The 23105-nt window shown below is 63.8% G+C and carries 26 protein-coding genes; 19 read left to right on the top strand and 7 right to left on the bottom strand.

Features of this window, described 5'->3' with window-relative positions; all coding sequences use genetic code 11:
• The first annotated feature begins 30 nt into the window (after positions 1-30).
• The 13 genes from MTX21_RS17805 (at position 31) to MTX21_RS17745 (ending at position 10140) form a co-directional block, all read left to right on the top strand.
• On the top strand, positions 31-1275 hold the full coding sequence (locus MTX21_RS17805) for a flagellar hook protein FlgE (RefSeq protein WP_280966074.1): 1245 nt from the start codon (positions 31-33) through the stop codon (positions 1273-1275).
• A gap of 31 nt (positions 1276-1306) precedes the next feature.
• On the top strand, positions 1307-2785 hold the full coding sequence (gene flgK, locus MTX21_RS17800) for a flagellar hook-associated protein FlgK (protein WP_280966073.1): 1479 nt from the start codon (positions 1307-1309) through the stop codon (positions 2783-2785).
• Complete coding sequence (locus MTX21_RS17795) at positions 2785-3831, top strand: flagellar hook-associated family protein (protein WP_280966072.1); 1047 nt, start codon at positions 2785-2787, stop codon at positions 3829-3831. The genes flgK and MTX21_RS17795 overlap by 1 nt, the downstream gene beginning before the upstream one ends.
• A gap of 54 nt (positions 3832-3885) precedes the next feature.
• Positions 3886-4233 carry a flagellar biosynthesis regulator FlaF gene (gene flaF / locus MTX21_RS17790; protein ID WP_280966071.1) on the top strand — a complete coding sequence of 116 codons (348 nt, stop codon included), beginning with the start codon at positions 3886-3888 and terminating at the stop codon, positions 4231-4233.
• Positions 4230-4640, top strand: a complete 411-nt coding sequence (gene flbT, locus MTX21_RS17785; protein ID WP_280966070.1) for a flagellar biosynthesis repressor FlbT — start codon at positions 4230-4232, stop codon at positions 4638-4640. Before flaF ends, flbT begins: the two co-directional genes overlap by 4 nt.
• A 14-nt stretch (positions 4641-4654) precedes the next feature.
• Entirely contained in the window at positions 4655-5068 is a 414-nt protein-coding gene (gene flgD, locus MTX21_RS17780) for a flagellar hook assembly protein FlgD (RefSeq protein WP_280966069.1), read from the top strand.
• A 1-nt stretch (position 5069) separates the two neighbouring features.
• Entirely contained in the window at positions 5070-5336 is a 267-nt protein-coding gene (fliQ, locus tag MTX21_RS17775; protein ID WP_280966068.1) for a flagellar biosynthesis protein FliQ, read from the top strand.
• Between the two features lie 78 nt (positions 5337-5414).
• A complete protein-coding gene (gene flhA, locus MTX21_RS17770; RefSeq protein ID WP_280966067.1) occupies positions 5415-7496 on the top strand; it encodes a flagellar biosynthesis protein FlhA in 2082 nt (693 codons plus the stop codon).
• Entirely contained in the window at positions 7493-8245 is a 753-nt protein-coding gene (fliR, locus tag MTX21_RS17765) for a flagellar biosynthesis protein FliR (RefSeq protein WP_280966066.1), read from the top strand. The genes flhA and fliR overlap by 4 nt, the downstream gene beginning before the upstream one ends.
• Positions 8246-8251: 6 nt before the next feature.
• Positions 8252-8671, top strand: coding sequence for a hypothetical protein (locus MTX21_RS17760; RefSeq protein WP_280966065.1), 420 nt, complete (start codon positions 8252-8254; stop codon positions 8669-8671).
• A complete protein-coding gene (locus tag MTX21_RS17755) occupies positions 8668-9135 on the top strand; it encodes a rod-binding protein (RefSeq protein WP_280966064.1) in 468 nt (155 codons plus the stop codon). Before MTX21_RS17760 ends, MTX21_RS17755 begins: the two co-directional genes overlap by 4 nt.
• 43 nt (positions 9136-9178) lie before the next feature.
• Complete coding sequence (locus tag MTX21_RS17750) at positions 9179-9685, top strand: flagellar biosynthesis protein FlgN (RefSeq protein WP_280966063.1); 507 nt, start codon at positions 9179-9181, stop codon at positions 9683-9685.
• Positions 9682-10140 (top strand): hypothetical protein, encoded by a 459-nt coding sequence (locus MTX21_RS17745; protein WP_280966062.1) that lies wholly within the window; start codon positions 9682-9684, stop codon positions 10138-10140. Before MTX21_RS17750 ends, MTX21_RS17745 begins: the two co-directional genes overlap by 4 nt.
• 120 nt (positions 10141-10260) lie before the next feature.
• Here MTX21_RS17745 and MTX21_RS17740 read toward each other — a convergent pair whose 3' ends face one another.
• Both MTX21_RS17740 and MTX21_RS17735 read right to left on the bottom strand, forming a co-directional pair.
• Positions 10261-11031: a response regulator transcription factor gene (locus tag MTX21_RS17740; protein WP_280966061.1), complete on the bottom strand. Its 771-nt coding sequence runs from the start codon at positions 11029-11031 to the stop codon at positions 10261-10263.
• Positions 11031-11171, bottom strand: coding sequence for a hypothetical protein (locus MTX21_RS17735; protein ID WP_280966060.1), 141 nt, complete (start codon positions 11169-11171; stop codon positions 11031-11033). Before MTX21_RS17735 ends, MTX21_RS17740 begins: the two co-directional genes overlap by 1 nt.
• 677 nt (positions 11172-11848) lie before the next feature.
• On the opposite strand from MTX21_RS17735, the gene MTX21_RS17730 reads away from it, so the two are divergent.
• Entirely contained in the window at positions 11849-12793 is a 945-nt protein-coding gene (locus tag MTX21_RS17730) for a hypothetical protein (protein ID WP_280966059.1), read from the top strand.
• 13 nt (positions 12794-12806) lie between these two features.
• Here the strand turns inward: MTX21_RS17730 and MTX21_RS17725 are convergent, their stop codons facing one another.
• Positions 12807-13385 (bottom strand): MarR family transcriptional regulator, encoded by a 579-nt coding sequence (locus MTX21_RS17725; protein WP_280966058.1) that lies wholly within the window; start codon positions 13383-13385, stop codon positions 12807-12809.
• Between the two features lie 488 nt (positions 13386-13873).
• Between MTX21_RS17725 and MTX21_RS17720 the strand changes: the two genes are divergently transcribed.
• On the top strand, positions 13874-15196 hold the full coding sequence (locus tag MTX21_RS17720) for an MFS transporter (RefSeq protein WP_280971390.1): 1323 nt from the start codon (positions 13874-13876) through the stop codon (positions 15194-15196).
• 76 nt (positions 15197-15272) lie between these two features.
• On the opposite strand, the gene MTX21_RS17715 is transcribed toward MTX21_RS17720, so the two are convergent.
• Both MTX21_RS17715 and MTX21_RS17710 read right to left on the bottom strand, forming a co-directional pair.
• Positions 15273-16541 (bottom strand): serine hydrolase domain-containing protein, encoded by a 1269-nt coding sequence (locus tag MTX21_RS17715; protein ID WP_280966057.1) that lies wholly within the window; start codon positions 16539-16541, stop codon positions 15273-15275.
• 135 nt (positions 16542-16676) lie between these two features.
• The gene (locus MTX21_RS17710) at positions 16677-17522 is read right to left on the bottom strand and encodes an SDR family oxidoreductase (RefSeq protein ID WP_280966056.1); all 846 of its coding nucleotides are present in this window, start codon (positions 17520-17522) and stop codon (positions 16677-16679) included.
• 189 nt (positions 17523-17711) lie between these two features.
• On the opposite strand from MTX21_RS17710, the gene MTX21_RS17705 reads away from it, so the two are divergent.
• Positions 17712-18419 carry an HAD family hydrolase gene (locus MTX21_RS17705; protein WP_280971086.1) on the top strand — a complete coding sequence of 236 codons (708 nt, stop codon included), beginning with the start codon at positions 17712-17714 and terminating at the stop codon, positions 18417-18419.
• Positions 18420-18440: 21 nt separating this feature from the next.
• Here the strand turns inward: MTX21_RS17705 and MTX21_RS17700 are convergent, their stop codons facing one another.
• Together MTX21_RS17700 and MTX21_RS17695 are read right to left on the bottom strand one after the other, a co-directional pair.
• A complete protein-coding gene (locus MTX21_RS17700) occupies positions 18441-18854 on the bottom strand; it encodes a nuclear transport factor 2 family protein (RefSeq protein WP_280966055.1) in 414 nt (137 codons plus the stop codon).
• Positions 18855-18950: 96 nt separating this feature from the next.
• Positions 18951-20420 (bottom strand): mannitol dehydrogenase family protein, encoded by a 1470-nt coding sequence (locus MTX21_RS17695; RefSeq protein WP_280966054.1) that lies wholly within the window; start codon positions 20418-20420, stop codon positions 18951-18953.
• Between the two features lie 143 nt (positions 20421-20563).
• On the opposite strand from MTX21_RS17695, the gene MTX21_RS17690 reads away from it, so the two are divergent.
• The 3 genes from MTX21_RS17690 (at position 20564) to MTX21_RS17680 (ending at position 23105) form a co-directional block, all read left to right on the top strand.
• The gene (locus tag MTX21_RS17690) at positions 20564-21382 is read left to right on the top strand and encodes a FadR/GntR family transcriptional regulator (protein ID WP_280966053.1); all 819 of its coding nucleotides are present in this window, start codon (positions 20564-20566) and stop codon (positions 21380-21382) included.
• A gap of 69 nt (positions 21383-21451) precedes the next feature.
• A complete protein-coding gene (locus MTX21_RS17685) occupies positions 21452-22417 on the top strand; it encodes a sialic acid TRAP transporter substrate-binding protein SiaP (RefSeq protein ID WP_280971085.1) in 966 nt (321 codons plus the stop codon).
• A gap of 109 nt (positions 22418-22526) precedes the next feature.
• On the top strand, positions 22527-23105 hold the full coding sequence (locus tag MTX21_RS17680) for a TRAP transporter small permease (protein WP_280966052.1): 579 nt from the start codon (positions 22527-22529) through the stop codon (positions 23103-23105).

Genomic DNA, 23105 nt, shown 5'->3' with positions numbered 1-23105 from the left:
TAGTTCCAACCTACCAAAGGAGCCCAATCCATGAGCCTGTATGGTGTTATGCGCACCGGTGTGTCCGGCATGAGCGCGCAGTCCAACAAGCTGTCGACGGTCTCGGACAACATCGCGAACGTCAACACCACCGGCTACAAGCGGGCTTCGACCGAATTCTCGTCGCTGATCCTGAAGAGCGGCTCGGGCAATTACGACTCCGGCGCCGTCGAGACGCATGTCCGATACGCGATCACGGATGCCGGACATATGCAGTTCACGACGTCGACGACTGACCTCGCCGTTCAGGGCAATGGCTTCTTTGTCGTGTCGGATGCCACGGGCACACAGCAGTTCCTGACACGAGCCGGCTCGTTCGTGCCGGACAGCCAGGGCAATCTGGTCAATGCGGCCGGCTTCTATCTCATGGGTTACCCTGGCGCCGTATCGAATATCTCCTCGAACAGCACCGCGGGGATGCAGATCGTCAATGTCAATCAGGCAAAGCTTCAGGCCACGCCTTCGACCACGGCGACCGTCACCGGCAATCTGGACCCCAGCGCGACGATCCCTGCAGCTCCGATTCCGGTTCCAGGTCCGACGTCATACTCGGCGAAGAGCTCGATCGTGGCCTACGACAATATCGGTAGGGCTGTGACGCTCGACGTCTACATGACCAGGACCGCAACGGCTCCCGGCCAGGATACCTGGCAGGTCGAAGTCTACGATCCGGCGAATAACGCGCTTGGTGGTACCACTTTGAATTTCGATACAACTGCGGCCGGAAAGGGTGCGATCATCACGTCGGCGCCACCGGCGCCGCAACCGAATTTCTCGGTGACCGTTCCCAACGGCTCGTCCCTCAACGTTGACCTGTCGGCCATGACGCAGGTGGCCTCGAGCTTCAACTTCAAGGCCACCGTCAACGGCAACGCTCCGTCTTCCATTGAGAAGGTGGATATCGATAGCAAGGGTGCGGTGAACGCGATCCTTCAGAATGGGACGCAGATACAGATCTACACGGTAGCGCTCGCCGATGTCCCCAGCCCGGACAACCTCACTCCCGAAGTCGGAAACGTCTATTCGGTGAGCCTCAACTCCGGAAACCTGCAGATCGGGAGTGCCGGCTCTGGCGGGCTCGGCACCATCCAGTCCGGCGCGCTTGAGGAATCCAACGTCGATCTCGCGGACGAACTGACCTCGATGATCGAGGCGCAGCGTGGCTTCACCGCGAACTCAAAATCGTTCCAGACCGGCGCGGACCTTTTGGACGTCGTCGTCAACCTGAAGCGCTGATACCTGCCGAGAGCACGCCGAAGAGCACCTCATGTCCCTCACTGCCACTCTCGACAACGCCCGCTCCTCGCTCATGGCGTCGGGTGTCCAGTCGTCGGTCATCTCGCGCAACATCGCCGGCGCCAGCCAAGCCGGCTATTCGCGCAAGATCACCGTGCTGGACAATCTCCCCGGCGCCGGCGTCTACGTCGCGGCGATCCAGCGCGCCGCAAGCTCGGGCCTGTTCAGCAACGTGCTGACCGCGACGTCGGGATCCGCCAAGCAAAGCGCGATCTATGACGGTCTCCAGAAGATCGCGGCCGCCACGGTGGACGATCCCGAGCTCGACCAGTCACCGACCGCGCAGCTCAACAAGCTGAAGCAGGCGTTGCAGCAATACGCCAACGCGCCCGACAACGCCACGCTGGCGCAGGCGGCCGTCTCCTCTGCCAAGGACATGGCGGCCTCGCTCAATCAGGCGACCAAGACCGTGCAGTCGATCCGCGAAGGCGCCGATGCCGACATGGCGACCTCGGTCGCCAATATCAACAAGCTCCTCGCCCAATTCGACACCGTCAACACGGCGATCGTGAAGGGAACGATCGCCGGCGACGACGTCACCGACTATCTCGATCAGCGCGACAGCATCGTCTCGAAGCTGTCGCAGGAGGTCGGCGTCACCATGTCGATCCGCACCAACGGCGATGCGGCGCTCTACACCGACAGCGGTGTCGTGCTGTTCGACAAGACGGCACGGTCCGTGAGCTTTGCACCAACCAACATCTATACGCCCGGCACGACCGGAAATGCGGTTTATATCGACGGCGTACCGGTGACCGGCGCCAATTCGGTAATGCCGCTCAAGTCGGGCAAGCTCGCGGGCCTTGCCGAGCTGCGCGACAATGCCGCGGTCACGTATCAGAGCCAGCTCGACGAAGTCGCGCGCGGCCTGATCAGCGCCTTCAAGGAGAGCGATCAGTCCGCTGCGGCGCTGCCGGACGTACCCGGCCTCTTCACCTATCCTGGCGCGACGGCCATGCCTGCGAGCGCGACCGTGTCGGTCGGTCTCGCCGGCACGATCATGGTTGCGGCGTCCGTCGATCCAGCCGCAGGCGGCAACCCGAACCTGTTGCGGGACGGCGCAATCAGCGGCAATGCGGCCTACAACTACAACACCGCCGGCAATGCCGGCTTCTCGACCCGGCTCCAGCAATTGATCGGCAACATGGATGCGTCGCAGCCGTTCGATACTGCCGCACAGGGCAAGCCGAGCGGCAGCGTGATCGATTTCGCCTCGTCCTCGGCGAGCTGGATCGAGAGCCAGCGCAAAGCCGCCGACGACAACGCCCAATACCAGAACACGCTGCTCGACCGCAGTAATTCGGCGCTGTCGAACGTCAACGGCGTCAACATGGACGACGAGATGTCTTTGATGCTCCAAGTCGAGCGCACCTACTCGGCGTCGTCGAAGCTGATCTCGACGGTCGACGATATGTTGAAAAGCCTGCTAGCCGCAGTGGGAGCATCGTAATGATGAGCGCGAACTACATCTCGACCCTGATGCTGTCATCATCGTTGAGATACTCGATCACGAACAACCAGAGCGCCCTGAGCAAGGCCTCGAAGGAGGCGACCACCGGCCGATTCGCCGATGTCGGCCTCGAGCTCGGCACCGCAACGGGGAGCGACGTCGGCCTGCGGGCCGACATGAGTTTCGCCGATCAACTCGTCGATACCAACGAGCTCGTCGCGGGACGCCTCGACGTGACTCAGAACCGGATCACCCAGCTCGGCACCACCGCCCAGGACTTCCTCAAGAACCTGATCGCTGCGCGCGATGCCGACAGCGGCGCGCGAATCATCCTGCCGAGCGCATCCGCCAATCTCCAGGACCTGATTGGCGCGCTCAACGTCTCCTACAACGGCTCATACCTGTTCGCCGGCCTCAACACGCAGAATGCGCCGGTCACGAATTACGCCACCGGCTCTGCCAGCAAGAATCAGGTCGATGCGGACTTCCTGGCCGCCTTCGGCGTCACGCAGTCCTCGGCGGGCGTGAACAGCATCACCCCGGCCCAGATGCAGACCTTCCTCAACACGAGCTTCGATGCGGAATTCGCCAGTCCGGCCTGGAACGCCAACTGGTCGTCCGCCACCGACCAGACATTGTCGAGCCGCATCTCCACGACCGAGATCGTCGACAGCTCAGTCAGCGCCAACCAACCCGGCTTCCGCAAGCTCGCCGAGGCCTACACCATGATGACCGATCTCGGAAACACGAGCCTGAGCAGGGATACGTTCCAGGTCGTCGTCGATAAGGCGATCAGCCTCGTCAGCGGTGCGATCAACGATCTCGCCGTGCTCGGGGGCAGCGTCGGCTCGACCCAGCAGCGGGTCATCGCCGCGACGGACAAGCTGAAGATCCAGCACGACATTCTCAACGAGCAGATCGTCAAGATGGAGCAGGTCGATCCGACCGAGGCCTCCGTTCGCGTCAATACCTTGCAGACCCAGATCCAGACGGCGCTCGCGCTCACCTCGCAGCTCCAGAAGATCAGCTTGATCAACTATCTCTGAGTCGGGCTCGCAAGCCTTGCTTCGTTATCCGGTCTCGTGCGCAGAGTGGTTCTGATGACTTTTGAAGCCTATGAAGCGGTCGTCGAAGACAGCGGCCACGAGGCGCGCGGGCGCGAGCGCCAGGCCCTCAGCCTCGGCATCGACCGCCTGGAGCGGATCCAGAAGGGTCGCTTCAGTATCGAAGAGCTGGTCCAGAGCCTGCTCTATGTGCGGCGACTGTGGACGATCTTCATCGAGGATCTCTCCCATCCGGACAACGGACTCCCCGACAAGCTGCGTGCCGACATCATCTCGATCGGGATATGGGTCGTGAAGGAAGCCGACCGTCTTCGTGAAGAGAAATCGAACGACGTGATGCAGCTCATCGAAATCAACCGCCTGATCCGAGACGCGCTGCAATGAGGATATCCCTGCGCGCCGGCGAGCGGATCTACGTCAACGGCGCGGTGCTGCGCGTGGACCGCAAGGTTTCCGTCGAGCTCGTCAACGACGTGATGTTCCTGCTCGAAGGCCAGGTCATGCAGGCGTCCGACGCCACCACGGCGATGCGCCAGCTCTATTTCATCGTGCAGCTCATGCTGATGAATCCGACGGATATCCGCGACGCATCCGCGCTCTACGGGCAGCACCATGCGGCTCTGTCTGCGGTGTGCGAGAACAAGCAGATGCTGGAGGGCCTCGCCGCGATCGACGAGCTGGTCGGGGCGAGCCGCTACTACGAGGCGCTCAAGCGGATCCGGGCGCTGTTCCCGGTCGAGCAGGCAATCCTGGCCGGCACGACGACCGAATTTCCATTCGAGGCTGCCTGACAGCGGAGAGACACATGAACGTCACCAGCGCGACCGACGCGACCAGCAGGACATCCAGCTCGACCCAATCCACCACCACGGCCAGCAACAGCGTCGACTACAACACCTTTCTTCAGCTTCTCGTCGCCGAGATGAAGAACCAGGATCCGACCAATCCGATGGATACCTCGCAATATATGAGCCAGTTCGCGCAGCTCTCCACCGTCGAGCAGGCCATGCAGACCAACACGAAGCTCGATGCGCTGCTGTCCTCGCAGGCGCTGTCGCAGGCCGACGGGCTGATCGGAAAGACCGTCAGCTTCACCGACTCGATCGGGGCGAGATTCACCGGCAAGGTCGCGTCGATCTCGATCAACAGCGACGGCTCCATCGCGACCCTCGAGGACGGGACGAAGGTCGCGGTCGGGCCCGGGCTCACGATCAGCTAGCATGAACGAGAGGGACGCCCTCGACATCGTCCAGGCGGCGATCTGGACCATCATCGTCGCCTCCGGGCCCGCCGTCGGCGCGGCGATGCTGGTCGGCACCATCATCGCGCTGATTCAGGCGCTCACGCAGGTCCAGGAAGTGACGCTGACCTTCGTGCCGAAGATCATCGTCATCCTCCTGGTTGTCGCCATCTCCGGCTCCTTCATCGGCGCGCATCTCTCCACCTTCACCGAGATGGTCTATTCCCGGATCGAGCACGGCTTCTGATCCGCAAAGCGTCCGGCCACCATCCCCGCGTAAGCTTTGCGCGGCAGATTGCAGGCCGGAATCTGCTGCCGGTGAACCATGGCCGATACGTTAGCTGCTAGCCTGCCGACCCCGCGACGACTGGGGGCGGACGCGTTCTTCGCGGGCGGAATCGTGGTCATGCTCACGATCCTGTTCCTGCCGATTCCACCGATCCTGATCGACCTCGGCCTCGCTGTCTCGATCGCGCTGTCGGCGCTGATCCTGATGGTCGCGCTGTGGATCCAACGGCCGCTCGACTTCTCGGCTTTCCCGACCGTGCTGCTGATCGCAACGATCCTGCGGCTCGCGCTCAACATCGCGACCACTCGCCTGATCCTGTCGCGCGGCGGGGAGGGGGAGCAGGCCGCCGGCTACGTCGTCGCCGGCTTCTCCAAATTCGTCATGGGCGGCGACTTCGTCATCGGCCTGATCATCTTCGCGATCCTGGTCACGGTGAATTTCGTCGTGATCACCAAGGGCGCGACCCGCATCGCCGAGGTCGGCGCCCGCTTCACCCTGGACGCCATCCCCGGCAAGCAGATGGCGATCGATGCCGACCTGTCCGCGGGCCTGATCGACGACAAGGAGGCACAGCGCCGGCGCCGTGAGCTCGAAGAGGAGAGCGCGTTCTTCGGAGCGATGGACGGTGCCTCGAAATTCGTGCGCGGCGACGCCATCGCCGGCCTGATCATCACCGCGATCAACATTTTCGGCGGCATCGTCATCGGCGTCACCCACCATGGGCTGACGCTGGCGCGCGCCGCCGACGTCTACACGAAACTCTCCGTCGGCGATGGACTGGTCTCGCAGATGCCGGCACTGATCGTGTCCCTCTCGGCGGGCCTCCTGGTCTCCAAGGGCGGCACCAGAGGCTCGGCGGAGCAGGCCGTGCTCCGCCAGCTCGGTGGCTATCCGCGCGCCGTATCGGCGGCGGCGCTGATGATGTTCGTGCTTGCGCTGATGCCGGGACTGCCGATGGCGCCGTTCGTGCTGCTCGGCGGTGTCATGGCCTTCGTCGGCTACTCGCTGCCGAAACGGCAGGCGGAGGCGAAGCAGAAGGAGGAGGCGCGCAAGGCTGACGAGCGGGCGCAGACAGAGGCCAAGGAATCCGTGAAGGAGCAGCTCAAGACTGCGGAGATTGAGCTGCAACTCGGCGGCCAGCTCGCCGTTCACCTGCTGGGCTCGCGCAACGAGCTCGCCCATCGCGTCAGCAAGATCCGCAAGAAGTTTGCCAAACAGTACGGCTTCGTGATCCCCGAGATCAAGCTCTCCGACAACCTCTCGATCGATCCCAAGGGCTATCAGATCCGGATCCACGACACCCGTGTCGCCCATGGCGAGCTGCGGCTCGGCGAGGTGATGGTGCTCGTCGACAAGGACGGCAAGCCCGACGTGCCCGGCGACGAGGTGATCGAACCGGCCTTCGGGATGAAGGCGCTGTGGGTGACCGAAGCCTTCACCGAGGAGGTCAAGCGGCAGGGCTGCAGGCCGGTCGACAATCTCTCGGTGCTGCTGACGCATCTGAGCGAGGTGATCAGGGCGAACCTGGCCCAGCTCCTGTCCTACAAGGACATGAGAGGACTGCTCGACCGGCTGGATCCGGAATACAAGCGCCTGGTCGATGATCTCTGTCCGTCGCAGATCTCCTATTCGGGCCTGCTCGCGATCCTGAAGATCCTGCTCGGCGAGCGGGTCTCGATTCGCAATCTTCATCTCATCCTGGAGGCGATCGCCGAAATCGCGCCCCACGTGCGGCGCTCGGAGCAGGTCGCCGAGCACGTGCGGATGCGTCTCGCCCAGCAGATCTGCGGCGATCTCTCCGACAACGGCGTGCTCAATGTCGTGCGCCTCGGCAATCGCTGGGACCTCGCGTTCCATCAGAGCCTGAAGCGCGACGCCAAGGGCGACGTCGTCGAGTTCGATGCCGATCCGCGCCTGATCGAGCAGTTCGCGACCGAAGCCAGCGCCGCAGTCCGGAAGTTCACGGAGAACGGCACCAGCGTCGTGCTCGCGGTGACTCCTGAGGCGCGCCCCTATGTCCGTATGATCCTGGAAAGGGTGTTTCCGACCCTGCCGATCCTGTCGCATGTCGAAGTCGCGCGCAGCGCCGAGATCAGGCCGCTCGGAGCCGTGTCGTGATCGGCGGTCTCACCGACAGCGTGCTCGTGACCTTCATCGTGTTCTGCCGCATCGGCGCCTGCCTGATGCTGGTGCCCGGCTATTCCAGCGTCAACGTTCCGGCCCAGGTTCGCCTGTTCGTCGCGCTCGTCACCACGTTTGCGCTGACGCCGATCCTGATCGCGGTCCTGAAGCCGCTGTTGGAAAATGCGCCGCCGCTGACCCTTGCGCTCCTGATCTGCTCCGAGCTCGTGATCGGCAGCGTCATCGGGCTCGGCGGGCGCGTGTTCTTTCTGGCGCTGCAAACCATGGCCACCGTGATGGCGAGCGCGATCGGGCTCAGCAACATCCCGGGCACACCGGTCGCCGACACCGATCCGGCGCCGGCTCTTGTGCCGCTGATCATGGCCGCCGTCACCACGCTGTTCTTCATGACTGACCAGCACTGGCAGGTGCTGCGCGGGTTGATGAACTCCTACGACGTCTGGCATCCCGGCGACCGGCTCGGCGGCAGCATGGCGCTGGATCAGCTCGCCAGCCGCCTATCGGAAGCGTTCGTGCTGACGCTCAGGATCACCAGCCCCTTCATCGTCTATTCCGTCATCGTCAATCTGTCGGTCGGCCTCATCAACAAGCTGACGCCGGCGATTCCCGTCTATTTCATCTCGGTGCCCTTCGTGCTGTTCGGTGGCTTTCTGCTGCTCTACCTCACCAGCGACGAGCTGCTGACACAGTTCATGCTCGGCGTCTCGTCCTGGCTGGCGGAATGATCGGCCATGACGTCGCGCGCGGAAAAACTCGGTCGCATGGTCTCGCTGGTCAAGCTTCAGCTCCGGCTGGCCGAATGGCGGCTCGCGCAGATTCGGCAGCAGGAGAAGAGCATGCAGGACGAGCAGGCCTGGCTGGTCGCGGCGCTCAATCGTGCGGAGCTGCCGGCGGGGTCATCGAGCGAGTCGATCGCGCGGCGCCTGACGAATACGAGCATTGGCGCTCGCGCCGTACAGGCGCAGGCCTCGCGCCAGCTCGATCAGGTCCGGTCCGAGAGCCGGCGTGTCAAGCAGCTCGAGCAGGTCGCGAGGGCGGCGCTCGCGGACAAGCGTCGCGAGACCGAGAAGCGCTCGCTCGAGGACATGGCCGGCACACGCCCCGCCGCGCCTGATTGGACGTCCATGCCAACCAGCCGGATTCGAACATGATCGTGACAGCGACACCCGACCTCGTGCTCGACGTCCTGGAGGCAGCCGATCCCGTGACGCAGCGCTCTGCGACTGCGAAGCTGGACGCTCTGAAATCGTCAAATGTCGACTTTGCCGCCACGATGGAAGCCGAGGTCGGCAAGGCTGCGGCCGGCGGGCAAGCGGCGGCAAAGGCGACGGAAGTGCAGACGCCGAATGCCGCGCCGGTACAGGTAATCAAGGCGCCGGCGTCGGGCGACGTGTATCGCAAGTTCGAGGCCTTCATCCTCCAGACCTTCGTCGAGACGATGCTGCCGAAGGACTCGGAGGAGGTATTCGGCAAGGGAACCGCCGGCAGCGTCTGGAAGTCGATGCTGGCGGAGCAGCTCGGCAATCAGCTCGCGGCGGGCAAGGGGATCGGCATTGCCAAGCAGCTCGCCGCTGCGCACCCGGCGGTTCGCGACGAGGTGGGCAAGGCCGGATGACGGATTTTGGAACGGGTGACGACAGTCGAGGGGTGGACTTCTCATGCAGGCAGATGACGGCGCGACGGAACTGATGGAATCGCTGGCGGCACAGGCCGAGGCTATGGCCGACGCGGTGGCTGACGAGGCCTTGCTGCCCGTGCATGTGCCGAATGCCGGCGGCGAGGTAGCGGTCAGCGCGGCCGATGCCGTGAAGTCGGATCAGGTCAGCGGCCTCTTGGCGGCGATCCGGCGCCTCGAGAGCATCGTGGAGGAGGAGACGGTTGCACTCGCCGCAGGAAAGAAGGTCGACTTCGACGACTTCAGCACACGCAAGAGCCGGAGCATGCTGGAGTTCGTCCGCCTGATGCGGGCGCGGATTCCTCCCGGCGGCGAGGCCGAGATCACCGAGGAGATTCAGCGGCTGCGCCAGAAGCTCGAGCGAAATCGTGCGTTGCTCGAGATGCACTACGACGCAGTGCGGGAAGTCGCGACCATCATCATCAAGGCGATCAGGGATTCCGAGTCGGACGGCACCTATAGCGGTCGCGCAGCGCAGGACCGCAAATGATCAGGCTGGTGCTGGCCGGACTTTGGGTGTGCATCCTCACTGCGGGCACGAGCTATGCCGTGGCCTACTGGAAGGAGAACGGCAGCCTGTTGTCCGCCAAGGACGAATATCTCGACGGGCTGCAATACCAGAAGACGAGGGCGCTGAGCGTGCCCATGGTCGAGAATGGCGGCGTGCAGGGCTACATCGTCGCACGGTTCGTCTACACCGTGGAGGCGCGGACCATGCACCAGCTCACCGTTCCGCCCGAGCCGTTCGTCGTGGACGAGGCTTTTCGCAGGATCTATGCGGACGACCGCCTGGATTTCAGGAAGCTCGCCCGCTACGACCTGTCCGTTCTCACGGCCGCGATCAAGCAGCGCGTCAATGAGCGCATGCAGGCCGACGTCGTCCAGGACGTCCTGGTCGACGATTTCAACTACGTCTCGAAGGACGAATTCCAGCAGAAGCCGTGACGTGACGCCTCGGCCGAGACGTGCCGGCATCGCGTCCAGGCTGTAGCTTAAAGTGCATCGGCCTCTGCGGCTGTCTTGCCGCAGAGGCCGGTGTCGCTGTCGTGTCGATGCCTTGCGGCGTCAGTTTCCGGCCGGATACGCCGCCGGAGCGGCGTGCGCCCTGTTGAGCAGGATACCGACCTCGCCCAGCTCCTGCATCGGCTCGTCCATCGCCTCGCTGGCTGGAATGTTGAGCCGATATCCGACGTAACGCCGCGCCACGATCGCGTCGAAGCCGAGGCGGTCACGGAGCTTCTTGCGCAGCTTGCTGACATGGCTCTCGATCACGCTCTCGTCGAACGTGGACTCGAAGATGCCATAGACCGCGTTGAAGATCTGCGTCTTGGTGATCCATTTTCCGTGATTGCCGACCATGTATTCGAGGATACGCAACTCGCGGCGTGGCAGGGTGAGGGCGCGGCCGGCGATCTCCGGATCGCGCCCGTTGAAGAAGACCTGGATCCTGGTCTCGCACGGCCTCGGCAGGTCGCCCGCCCGGCGGCGCGCGATCGCGGCCGTCCGGGCGAGTATTTCGCGTAGATGGATCGGCACGTGGACGACGTCGTCCACGCCCGCCTCGAACAGCTCCAGCGTGTTCTTGAGCATTTTCTGGCCGCTCACGGCGATGATGGGAGCTGCGGATCGTTTGCGCACCGCCCGAGGCAGACTTCCGCGAGCATCGGAATCTCCCAGAAGGAACGCGTCGACCGCTGCGAGATCCGCGTCGCTCGCGGATTGCAGCCAGTCCCAGAATTCCCCGCAGGAGAAGCCGATCGACGATACGCCTTCACGAACGAGCCCTCCTACGTAGCTGTTCGTGACGCTCTCGCGGTCATCAACGATAATATACATCAGTCTTTCGCCCCTGTTTCGCACTTGTTGCGGCCGGTTGCTTTTTTGTGATGCGCCGGCTCGGCAACCATGCTGTTTGACGACATTCCTTCCCGCGAACCGTTGTTCTGGTTGAGATATTCGCGGGCAGCCTTACGCATTCAGCGCCTGCGCCTGCAGGCCTGCTACTTCGACTCGATACTGAACGCTACGACGTTGGGCTCGGCGGGTGCCTGAGGGATCACCTCGCGGAGCGGATTGAGAAAGCGACCTAGTACAGTTGCGCCAAGTTGCTCATCGCGTCCGAACACCACTGAACTGTGTCGATCTCCTCGCCAGTTGGCGAGAATCACTTGACTAGGACCGTAACAATTGCCGATTCCCGATCAAGCGCGCGGAACAAAGCTGTTGGTACGCGGCCTTGATGCTGTTGGTTTGTTTCGAGTTGTTTCTTGCTATATACAAACGTATCAGTTGATTTGAATTTCGAACTATATTTTTCCTAAGGCAGTTCTAAATTTCCGTAGCCCTGTAGAATTACAGGCCTTTTGGGTAGTGTTGCGGGGTGGGTACATTGAGGGGCTTTCAACCCCGGATTGACTCCTACTGACGTGCATTCGCTTGCGACAACCCGACTCACATTTGGCAACGCGACTCCAGCTTGGCGAAATCTTGGCGAGTGTGTGGCTTTCGAGTCGCACTCTCGCCTCGTGCATGACGCATTGGACTCAATCGACGTCGCATCTTGCGTGACGGAAGATTTTTCCGTGCGCACGTTTCAGGCAAGCTTCGGCAATTAGCTTCGTTCGGAGTGTCGAACCGAACGGAGCATTTTCATATGTTGTCCGATGGCAAAGCTCGTCCCAACGAGACCGCGGATATCTCCGCCGCCGCCAAGCCGGCGCCGGAGACGCGCAATGCAAAGGACAATGCAGCGCGTGCAGCCAAGCCGGCCGCGGGCACAAGGCCCGCGTCCGCGACGGCAAACGATGAAGCTCTGGCGAAAGAGGCGCTCGAGGGCCTCAAGCGTATTCGCGCCAAGGCGCGGCTCGACAAGATGGCGATACCCAAGCCCGCGCCGGCCGTCGTCCGCCCGGCCATGATCGTGGCCAAGCCGCCGCCCCCCCGTCCGACCTGGGTCGCGCCGCTCGCAACATTGGCAGCGGCTGTCGGCCTCGTGGTCTGCGGCTGCACCGGCGTGATCGCCTATCTCACCACCCAACCGGTCCAGACCAATGCCGCAGCCAACGCCGAGATCAGGAACTTGCGTGAGACGGTCGCGCAGTTGCGCAAGCAGGTGTCCGGCGTGTCCGAAAACCTCGATGGCTTGCGCACCGCAGTCGATCTCTCCAGCAAGGCGACCAATGACCGCTTCGGCCGGTTTGCGGAGAATCTGGATCGCATCGAGCGGGTGAGTTCGTCCTCGACGGCAAAGCTCGACAAGCTCGCGCAGGCGCAGGCTCAGGCGCCGGCGATGGCACAGTCGCAGCCCTCGGCACAGCCAACGCCGATGATGGCTTCGCTCGCTGCGCCCGAGGTCACGGGGTCGGTGTCGCCGTCCGAACGTACATCGGTCGTTCGCAAGCCGGTCAAGGGCTGGTCGGTTCGTCAAGCCTATGAGGGAATTGCGATCCTGCAAGGACCGAACGGAGTCGTCGAGGCGGTGCTGGGCCAGCAAGTGCCGGGCCTCGGCCGCATCGAGGAGATCAGAAACGAGAACGGACGCCTGGTCGTCGAGGCCAGCGGAGGTGTCGTCTACTCCTCGCGCAAGGGAACGCCGTGATCGCGGCAGCCTTCTATTGGCGGTGATGCTCGAAGCTGGTGCATAGCAAATCGATCTCGGCTTCGGTGATCGCTGCGCGAAACAGGCGGCAGGTGAACTCGACGGTCGTCTTGCTGTCGCTGGCCGTGCGATCTTCCCGGAGGAAGATGCAGCGCTTGCAGACATCGGTGTGGTGCCGCTGCTCGGCCGCGTCCGACTGATCAAGCACGTGCCGTAACGCGTCGCGAAAGCGGATCTTGCCGTCGTCGTCGAGAACGGTAATCGCATCGACGAGAACGTTGACGGGATCGCGCACCAGGAACTTCTTACCCTGCTGCGTGACGCTCAGCATCACCGAGCGCTTGTCCTTGGCGGAGCGCTTCCGTTCCAGATATCCGAGCCGCTCGAGCTCGCCGATGATGAACGAGGCGGTGCCGCGCGTGGTGCCGACGTAGCTTGCCAGCGCCGAGGGCGTCCTGGAGAACCGGTTGGCGCGGGAGAGGAAGCGCAGTGCCATCCACTCGCGATCGCGCAAGCCATGCTTGGTCCCTTCGAACCACAGGATCCGCGCGACCTGCTCCAGCAATTCGATCGACTCGCGTGCTAAATTCATTTCCATTCCAAGTCGGATAAAGCTTTATTCAATTGAGCCATTGGTAGCGCAATCCGGGTGGGTCAGAATGAAGCTCTCGAGCGATCAGTCGGCTCAAAGCAAGAAGGGACTTGCCGCGCGTGACGCCTCTCCGTTCTGGAGATGGAACTTTCGCGAGTGGAACTAGAGCGTCACGAAGAAAGTTCGGGTAAATCGCGCGGCTCAAGTCTTCTGAAAATTTCAGTCAAATGGGCGGCGCTCGCGCGCGAATTTGCAGCACCTTGAGGACCAGTTCGCGATGCTGAGGCGATATGATGTGTCTCCGTCGCCACCGAACGACCCATTTGTTGCCATGGAAGCCCTCGAACGGTGCGACGGCGTCGAAGGTGTCCAGGGCGCGAAGGCGCGAACGGCGGCAATAGAACCGCTCTTCTCGGTTAATGGATATTGCGATGCAGCGCGGAGAGACGGTTAAATCGGAGCGGCGATCAGAGCCAGGGAATGAGAAATTGTCGTCTGCAATCGTGCAAGCCGAACCGGTCAGCGTCAGACACGCCGCATTGGCCGCCACCGTCGGCAACATGCTCGAGTTCTACGACTTCATCACCTACAGCTTCTTCGCGATCCAGATCGGCCACACCTTCTTCCCGACCCAGAGCGAGTACGGCAGCCTGATGCTGTCGCTGGCAACCTTCGGCGCGGGCTTCGTCACGCGGCCGATCGGCGGAATCGTGCTCGGCATTTATTCCGACCGGATCGGCCGGCGGCCCGCGATGCTCCTGAGTTTTGCTTTGATGGGCGGGGCGATCCTGACCATCTCGCTGACCCCCTCCTACAATACAGTGGGCCTTGCGGCGCCGATCATCGTGATTGCAGCGCGCATGACGCAGGGGTTTGCCCTCGGCGGCGAGGTCGGGCCGACCACCGCCTATCTCATTGAGATCGCGCCGCCGGAGCATCGGGCGCTGGTGGTGGCTTGGCAGCCGGCCAGCCAGGAGATTGCCGCGACCGCGGGCGCCCTGGTCGGCGTCGTCCTCAGCAAGACGATGGCGCCGGAGATGCTGGATTCCTACGGCTGGCGGGTGGCGTTCCTGATCGGCGCGATTTGCCTGCCGTTCGGGTTCTGGATGCGCCGGACGCTGCCGGAGACGATCCAGCAAGGCGAGGCCGCCGTCGGCAGCCACGAGCACACGAACCACCTCTCGCTCGCCCGCCGTTACATCGGCGTCATCGTGCTTGCGTTGATGATCTTGGCGAGCGGCACGATCTCGACCTACGTCACGCAGTACATGACGACTTACGCGCAGAACACGTTGCATGTGACGCCCACATTGGCCTTCGCCGTATCCCTCGTCAGCAACGGTCTTCAATTCGTGGGTGCGCTCTTCGGCGGCTGGCTCGCGGATCGCCTGGGCCGCAAGCCGATCATGGTCTGGCCGCAACTTGCTACGCTTGCGCTGACCTATCCGACCTTCCTGTGGATCGTCCATGCGCCCGGCGCGCTATCGCTTCTGGTCGGCTTCGGCGTGCTCTCGATCATCGGTGCGCTGCCATTCACCGCGTTCTACGCAACATTCACCGAGGCGCTGCCCCAGAGGATCCGCGGCGGCGTGTTCGCCACCGTCTATGCGGTTGCGATCGCGAGCTTCGGCGGCACCGCGCAGCTCGTCGTCACCTGGCTCCTTCACGTCACCGGCAATCCGTTGGCGCCGGCCTGGTACCTCCTGCTCGCGGCGGTCGTCGGACTTGTCGCGATGAGCCTGATGCCGGAGACCGCGCCGGTGAAACAAGGGCAGGCTCTGGCCCGAAGGCGTGCGCTCGCAGGCTGGTGATTTGCGTTTCGCCGGCAATTATTGACGAATGCGTCGCCTTCAGGATTAGGACAAAGCAAGGCGCCGGGGCGCCCGCTCACTTCACCATCGCGCCATAGACGATGTCCTGGACCTGCTCGCGGTAATACTTCCGCAGCTCGCCGGGCGCCGCGGTCCCGACCACCACCACGAGACGTTCCTTTGGATCGCAGAAGAACTGCGTGCCGTAGGCGCCATTCCAGGTGAACTCGCCGGGATTGCCGGGGACCGACGACAGGCCTTCGCTGGTGCGGACCGCAACCGCGAGGCCGAAGCCGAAGCCGGCGCGATGCGGCTCGACATTGGCCACGTTGTTCTTGATCTCGGGGCCGAGGTGGTTGCTGGTCATGTGATGCACGGTCTTGGGTCCGAGAATGCGCTGGCCGTCGAGCTCGCCGCCGTTGAGCAGCATCTGCCCGAAGCGCACGTAGTCGCCGATCGTCGCAAAGGAACAGGCGCCGCCGCAGTCGAATTTGGTCGGCTCATCCAGCAGCTTGATGGCCTGTGGCTTGCCCGTCAGCGGATCGTTGGCAAAGGGGCGCGCGAGGCGCTGGCGCTGCGCCTCGGTCGGATGGAATGTTGCATCCTTCATGCCGAGCGGCTGCCAGATATTGGCGGCGAGATAGTCACCGAGCTTCTGCTCGCTTACCTTCTCGATCACGGCGCCGAGCACGTCGATCGAGAAGCCGTACTCGAACTCGGTCGACGGTTGGTGCGCCAGCGGCAGCTTGGTGATGCGTTCGATGAAGGCCAGCGTGTCACCTTCCAGCGCCGGTGCGACGCCCTCGGGATATTGCCGCGCCACCGGGCTCGAGCTGTCCGGGCGGCCGCCATACATCAGGCCGGAAGTGTGGCGATAGAGATCGTGGATGAAGATCGGCGAGGCCTGCGGCTCGAGCTTGAGCGAGCCGTCTCCCTGCATCACGCCGACCTTCATGTCGGCAAAGCCCGGATAATAATCTGCAAGCTTGGCCTGGAGCGGCAGCCGGCCTTGCTCCATCAGCGTCAAGCCCGCCACCGCGGCCATCGGCTTGGTCATCGATGCCAGTGCGAACATCGCATCAACAGGCATCGGCGTGTCCTTGGCCGGATCGAGCATGCCGTAAGCCTTGTAGTGGACGAGCTTACCGTCGCGTGCGATCGCGACCACTGCGCCGGGCACGCGCTTGGCGGCGATCTCGCGCGCGAAGAAATCATCGAGCCGGGCGAGGCCTTGCTTCGAGAATCCGACCTCGTCGGGATTTGCCTCGGGCAGTGGTGCGGCGCTGGCCGCGTTGAATGTGATGACGGCAGCCGCCGCCGCGATCATGGCGATCGTCTTCTTCATTGAATCCTCCCAAGGCGGGCTCGTTATACGATAGATGGCCGCTGAGCCCTCAGGATCGCGTCTGCGTCGGATTGAAGTCAACTGCGGGGAAAGCGGAGCAGGGGCGCGCGTTTTCGATGTAGCGGAACCCGCGTCCTAGCGTCCTTCGCCTGCGGCCCACAGCGCATCGAGACCTTGCCGATAATTCGGGAAGGCCAGCGCAACGCCGAGCTCGCGCTTCACCTTCGCATTGGAGACGCGAGCGTTGCCGGCATAGAAGCTGCGTGCCATCTCCGACATCGCGGCGGTCTCGAAGGCTTCCTCCGCCGGCGGCGGAACGCCCATCAGCTTCGCCGCATAGGCGATCACGTCCTGCGGCGGGGCGGGCTCATCGTCGCAGACATTCCACGTGCCGCCACCCTGGTGATGAACCGCGGCCATGATCGCGCTGGCGATATCGTCGACGTGAATCCGGTTGAAGACCTGCCCCGGCTTGACGACGCGGCGGGCGGATCCCGCCCGCAGCGTCGCCAGCGCGTTGCGGCCGGGGCCGTAGATTCCGGCAAGCCGCAGGATGGCGGCTTCGCCGCGTGTCGCGTCCACCCAAGCCTGTTCGGCGGCCACTCGCATCCGCGTGCGCTCGAGGCCGGCCCGCGCGGGGGTGCTCTCGTCGACCCATGCGCCGCCATGATCGCCGTACACGCCCACGGTGGAAAGATAGATCGTCGTCCGGCCACGGCGCGCCGCGAGCGCATCTCCGAAGGCCGCGATCACGGGATCGCCGGCGCGATCAGGCGGAATCGATGCAAGCAGGATATCGGCGTTGCGCAACCGCTCGATCAGATCGCGATCGTTGCGCAGGAACGGATGGAGCTCGATGCCGGGAAGGCTCTCCTGCTTCGCAGGATCGCGCACCGTGGCGGTGATGTGCGAGAACGCGCCGCCGCATCTGCGGATGAAGCGCCGGGCACTATAGCCAAGGCCAAAGATGAAGAGCCGCATGCGTCTCCTTGCCAAATCGCCGGCGAGCCCGACCGGGCTGCCGCGCGCAGCCGCTCATAAGAGATTTTTGGGTCCGGCAAAAGATATTGCAATTTTACTCGTCTGCCAGTAGCGGCCATGCTCGAAATCCGTTGGACCCCGATCGACCGGGAGCATTCGTTGGAAAGGATCTTGCTGCAGACCTCGATCATGCCGGACCAGGCGCCCGCCGCGGCGCTGGTCCGGCGCGCCGCCGCGCTGATCTTCGATGTCGACGGCACCCTCGCGGAGACGGAGGAGCTGCACCGGCAGGCCTTCAACGAAGCCTTTGTCCGTTGCGGGCTCGACTGGCATTGGGACCGCACCATCTACAAGAATCTGTTGCGGGTGACGGGCGGCAAGGAACGCATCCGTGCCCATGACGTGGTGCAGGGCAGGCTGCCGCCATTGTCGGATGAAGACATCGCAAAGCTTCATGGCGTCAAGACCGCACAGTATGCCGAACTGGTCGAAACGGGCTCCTGTCCGCTGCGCCCCGGCGTTGCGGCGCTGCTTGCCGCGGCGAGGGCACGCGGCCAGCGGCTCGCGATCGCGACCACAACCTCGCGCGGCAATATCGATGCGCTGCTGTCGCGGGCGCTGGGCAACGGCTGGGCTGCGGACTTCGACGCGATCGTCGCCGGCGACGATGTCCGCTACAAGAAGCCCGCGCCGGACGTGTATCTGGAGATACTGGCGCGGCTGCGGCTCAAGGCGCCCGATTGTGTCGCCATCGAGGATTCCGCCAATGGCCTGATTGCGGCCTCTCGCGCGTGCATTCCCGTCCTGATCACACGCAGCATGTACTTCCGGGACGACGACTTTACCGGCGCGCACCTGGTGCTGGACGATTTGTCGGAGCTGGAACGTCCAGGCTGAAGCTGCGTGTGCGATTGCGCTTCAGTGAAACCGCCGGCTCGGGCCCGGTGCATCCTCATGGGACTGCTCAACGATCTGCGCGATCGGGCTCGATTGGTGGTGAACGAGACGCCAGCCGTCGGCGACGCGCTTGAAATGGTTGGTCGCCGCAAGCGCCGTGCCGTCGACGATCTCGATGCAGAGCACGCGCGCACTGTCGCCGTCGACGATCGCCCGCGGTTCGGCGCAGACGATCTGCGGCCGCTCCGGGTTCTGCAGGATGTCGCGCCAGCTCCCGATCACGGTGGCCCGCCCGACGATCGCCGGCCAGCCGGGATGGATACAGGAAATGGTGTCGTCGTCCGCCCACATCCGCTCCATGCCCGCGACGTCGCCGGTCGCGAAGGCGGCGTAGAAGGCTGCGTTGGCGGCAATGACCTTGCTGTCCTTCGTCATGCCTCCGGGGTGAGCCAATGTCGCGGAAAAATCAAGCGCGACTTCTGCTGATTTGACCGCAGTGCAGCATCGGCGTGGCGGCGGCGCGAATGGCCGTCACGTGGCGATGTGCGTCTCCACCGCGCGCCGTGCGCCCTCTGCATAGAGCCGGTCGAGCGCGGTGGTCACGGCCTCGCACAGGCGCGGATCGTTGCCCAAGGGGCCGAACACTTTTCCGACGCCGAGCAGCGCCGGCGCGAGCCGCTCTGCGACGGGACCTGCCTCGCGCGCGAGCGCCGCAAGCTCACCGGCCAAGGGATCGCGTACGTCGATCGCACGGCCCTGTTCATCGATCGCCGTGACATAGCGCATCCAGCCGGCAACGGCGAGTGCGTGCGTCTCGATCGGCAGGTTCTTGCCCAGGCGATCCTGCATTGCGCCGAGCAGCCGTTGCGGAAGCTTCTGCGAGCCGTCCATCGCGATCTGCCAGGTGCGGTGATGCAGTGCCGGGTTGGCGAAGCGCCTCAGCAGCGAGGCGCGGTAGGCGGCAAGATCGGTGCCGGCGGGCATCGTCAACGTCACCGCGGCCTCTTCCATCACTTGCGCGGCGAGACGCGCGAAGTGCGGCTCGGTCATGGTGTCGGCGATGGTTTCATAGCCTGCGAGATAGCCGAGATAGGCGAGCGCCGAATGGCTGGCATTGAGCAGCCGCAGCTTCATCAGCTCGAACGGCTTGACATCAGTGACGAGCTCGACGCCCGCGGCAGCGAAATCGGGCCGGCCCGCGGAGAAGCGATCCTCGACGACCCATTGCGTGAACGGCTCGGTCATCACCGGCCAAGCGTCGCGCATGCCGAGCGCAGCGGAGACGGCCTCGCGATCGGCAGCAGTCGTCTCCGGCACGATGCGGTCGACCATGGTCGAGGGGAAGGCGACGGTATCAGCGATCCATTTACTGAGGTCCTTCGACCGCAGCGCCGCGAACTGCGTCACGATCCGCTTCACGGTGTGACCGTTGGCAGCGAGGTTGTCGCAGCATAGCACGGTGAAGGGCGAGAGGCCTTGCGCGCGGCGCCGCGCAAGCGCCGCGACGATGAAGCCCGGTGCCGAGCGCGGCGCGTCGGGATTGTTCAGGTCGTGCACAACGTCCGGATGCCGCTCGTCGAGATCGCCGGTCTGCGGCGTATGGCAATAACCCTTCTCGGTGACCGTCAGCGAGACGATGCGGATGGCGGGATCCGCCATCCTGTCGACGAGCCGGGCCGGGTTCTCGCGGGCGACGACGCTATCGAGCAGCGCGCCGATGACGCGATGCTCGGGGCCTTCGGCTGCACGAATTGCGACCGTATAGAGATGATCCTGTGGGGCGAGCGCATCGCGCGTGTCAGGACTGCGCAGGCTCGCGCCGACGATGCCCCAGGCGGTGGCGCCGTCGGCAAGACAGTCGTCGATGACGACGGCCTGATGGGCGCGATGAAACGCGCCTAAACCGAGATGTACGATGCCGGGGATGACGCGCGAACTGTCATAGGCCGGACGGCGGATGGCCGGCGGCAGCCGGTCGAGATTGGCGCGGCCGAGCAGCATGATCGTCTCCCCCTTGCTTTGCCCGTGCTTGACATGGCGCCCGTCCTCGGTCAATGCTCCGGTCAATTGGTAAGACCAATTTTCCAAAATTGGCGGGCCGCCGGACGCGAGCTGTCCGGCGCGACCCTTTCGGGGAGGCCAGCGTGCCGCTGGAAGCTGTGGAGGCGAGACGGCTCTATCGCCAGGTCGCCGATCAATTGCGAAGCTTGATCGACAGCGGTGAATACGCGGTCGGCAGCCGCTTGCCGACCGAGCGCGAGCTCGCCGAGCAGCTCAAGGTGTCGCGGCCGACGGTGCGCGAAGCCCTGATCGCGCTCGAGGTCGAAGGCCGCGTTCGCATCCGCGTTGGTTCAGGCATCTACGTCATCGAGCCTGCGGGGCCGGGCGCTCCCGTGGCTGCGGCTGCAGTCATCGAGGGGCCGTTCGAACTGTTGCGCGCCCGTGAATTCCTCGAAGGCGCGATCGCCGAGCAGGCGGCGCGGATGGCGACGAAGGACGACCTCGCGCGCATCGACGCCTCGCTCCTCGCGATGGAAAACGTCGAGCATCCCGGCGAAGCCTCGATGGTCCATGACCGGGCCTTCCACGTCGCGATCGCCGGAAGTCTGGGCAACGCCGTTCTGGTGCGTGTGGTCGGCGAGCTGTTCGACCAGCGCCTCAACCCCTATTTCGCGAAGCTTGCGCATTATTTCGAGAACCCGCGCACCTGGCGCGTTGCGCTCGACGAGCATCGTGCGGTGCGCGACGCCATCGCGGCGCGTGATCCGGGCGCAGCGCGCGATGCGATGCGCAATCATCTCGCCCGCTCGCAGGAGCGGTTCGCACAGAATTTCGGCGTCGAGATTGCGGCGGCGACGTCCGGCCAGAGCCGGACGGCACACCCTGCCGCCAAGCCGGCAAGATCAAAACGACGGCCGAAAAAGCAGGCCGCGCGCAGCGGCGTGCGGCGGCGATGGCGTTGAGCGGCCCGCTTTGGGCCGGGTGATCAAAAACAGACTTGAGCGATGGAGGAAAAATCGATGTTCAGGAAAATGACGGCGATGCTGGCGGTCTTGATCGCCGCTATGCTTGCCACTACGGCTGCCGGGACGGCGCAGACCAAGCTGAAATGGGCCCATGTCTACGAGACCTCGGAGCCGTTCCACACCGCCTCGGTCTGGGCCGCGCAGGAGATCGGCAAGCGCACTAACGGGCGCTACCAGGTCGACGTCTATCCGGCGTCCCAGCTTGGCAAGGAGGCCGACATCAATCAGGGCCTCTCGCTCGGCTCGGTCGACATCATCATCTCTGGCTCGAGCTTCGCGGCGAAGAGCTTCCCGCCGATCGGCGTGACCTATTACCCCTACACCTTCCGCGACGCCGATCATCTGCTCGCCTACACCAAGAGCGACATCTTCAAGGAGCTCGCCAAGGGCTACGAGGACAAGAGCGGCCACCACATCATCGCGGTCACCTATTACGGCGTGCGCCAGACCTCGTCGAACAAGCCGATCAAGACCTGTGCCGACCTGAAGGGCCTCAAGATGCGCGTGCCCGATGTGCCCGCCTATCTCGCGATGCCGCGTGCTTGCGGCGCCAACACCGCACCCATCGCCTTCGCGGAAGTTTATCTCGCGCTCCAAAACGGCACCGTCGAGGCGCAGGAAAATCCGCTGACCACGATCGAGGCCAAGAAGTTCTACGAGGTGCAGAAGCACATCGTGCTGACCGGCCATATCGTCGACCATCTCAACACCGTGGTCTCCGGCAATCTCTGGAAGAAGCTCAGCGACGAGGACAAGAAGATCTTCACCGATGTCGCCCAGGAAGCCGCCGCCAAGGCGACCGAGGAGATCAAGCAGAAGGAAGCCCAGCTCATCGGCTTCTTCAAGGAGAAGGGCCTGACCGTGACCGAGGTCGACAAGAACGAGTTCCGCGACATCGTCATGAAGAACGTCCCGTTCGAGACCTTCGGCTATCGCAAGGCCGATTGGGAGCGGATTCAGGCGGTGAAATAGCCGACGGTCGTTCCGGGGCTCGCGAAGCGAGAATCCGGACTCTCGAGATTCCGGGTTCGACGCTCACGCGTCGCCCGGAATGACGTGCAGTTCTTAGGGGAGTAACCACATGTCGACCGCCGAAATGCACCGGCAGATCACCGCGGACGAGATCGCCCATACGTTCGAGGAAGAGGCGACGCCGAAGGTCGATCTCGGCATCTATGCCTTCGAGGACTGGCTGGCGCTTGCGATCTTCTGGGTGATGGCGCTCGCCGTCTTCCTCCAGTTCTTCACCCGCTACGTGCTCAACGACAGCTACGCCTGGACCGAGGAGATCGCGACCTATTGCCTGATTGGAGTGGTGTTCGTCGGCTCGTCGATGTGTGTGCGGCTGTCGCGGCACATCCAGGTCGATCTGGTGTATCGCTATCTGCCGCACGTGATGGCGCGCGCGCTGTCGACGGTGATCGACCTGATCCGGATCGCCTTCTTTGCCTACGCTACCCGGCTGGTCTGGATCTACATCCAGGTGATCGGCGACGAGCCGATGACGACGATCAATTTTCCCAAGAACTACGTCTACTACGCCGCGCTGCTCGGCTTCGCACTGATGTGCACGCGTTCGGTACAGGTAGCCATCGAGAACTGGCGGCAAGGCTATTCGATCCTCGAACGCCCGGGCGCCTACGACGGAACGGAGGGCTGA

The sequence above is a fragment of the Bradyrhizobium sp. ISRA430 genome (assembly GCF_029909975.1).
GTDB lineage: Bacteria > Pseudomonadota > Alphaproteobacteria > Rhizobiales > Xanthobacteraceae > Bradyrhizobium.
The sequence above is the reverse complement of the archived record's forward strand: the minus strand, read 5'-3'. Positions and strand labels throughout refer to the sequence as shown.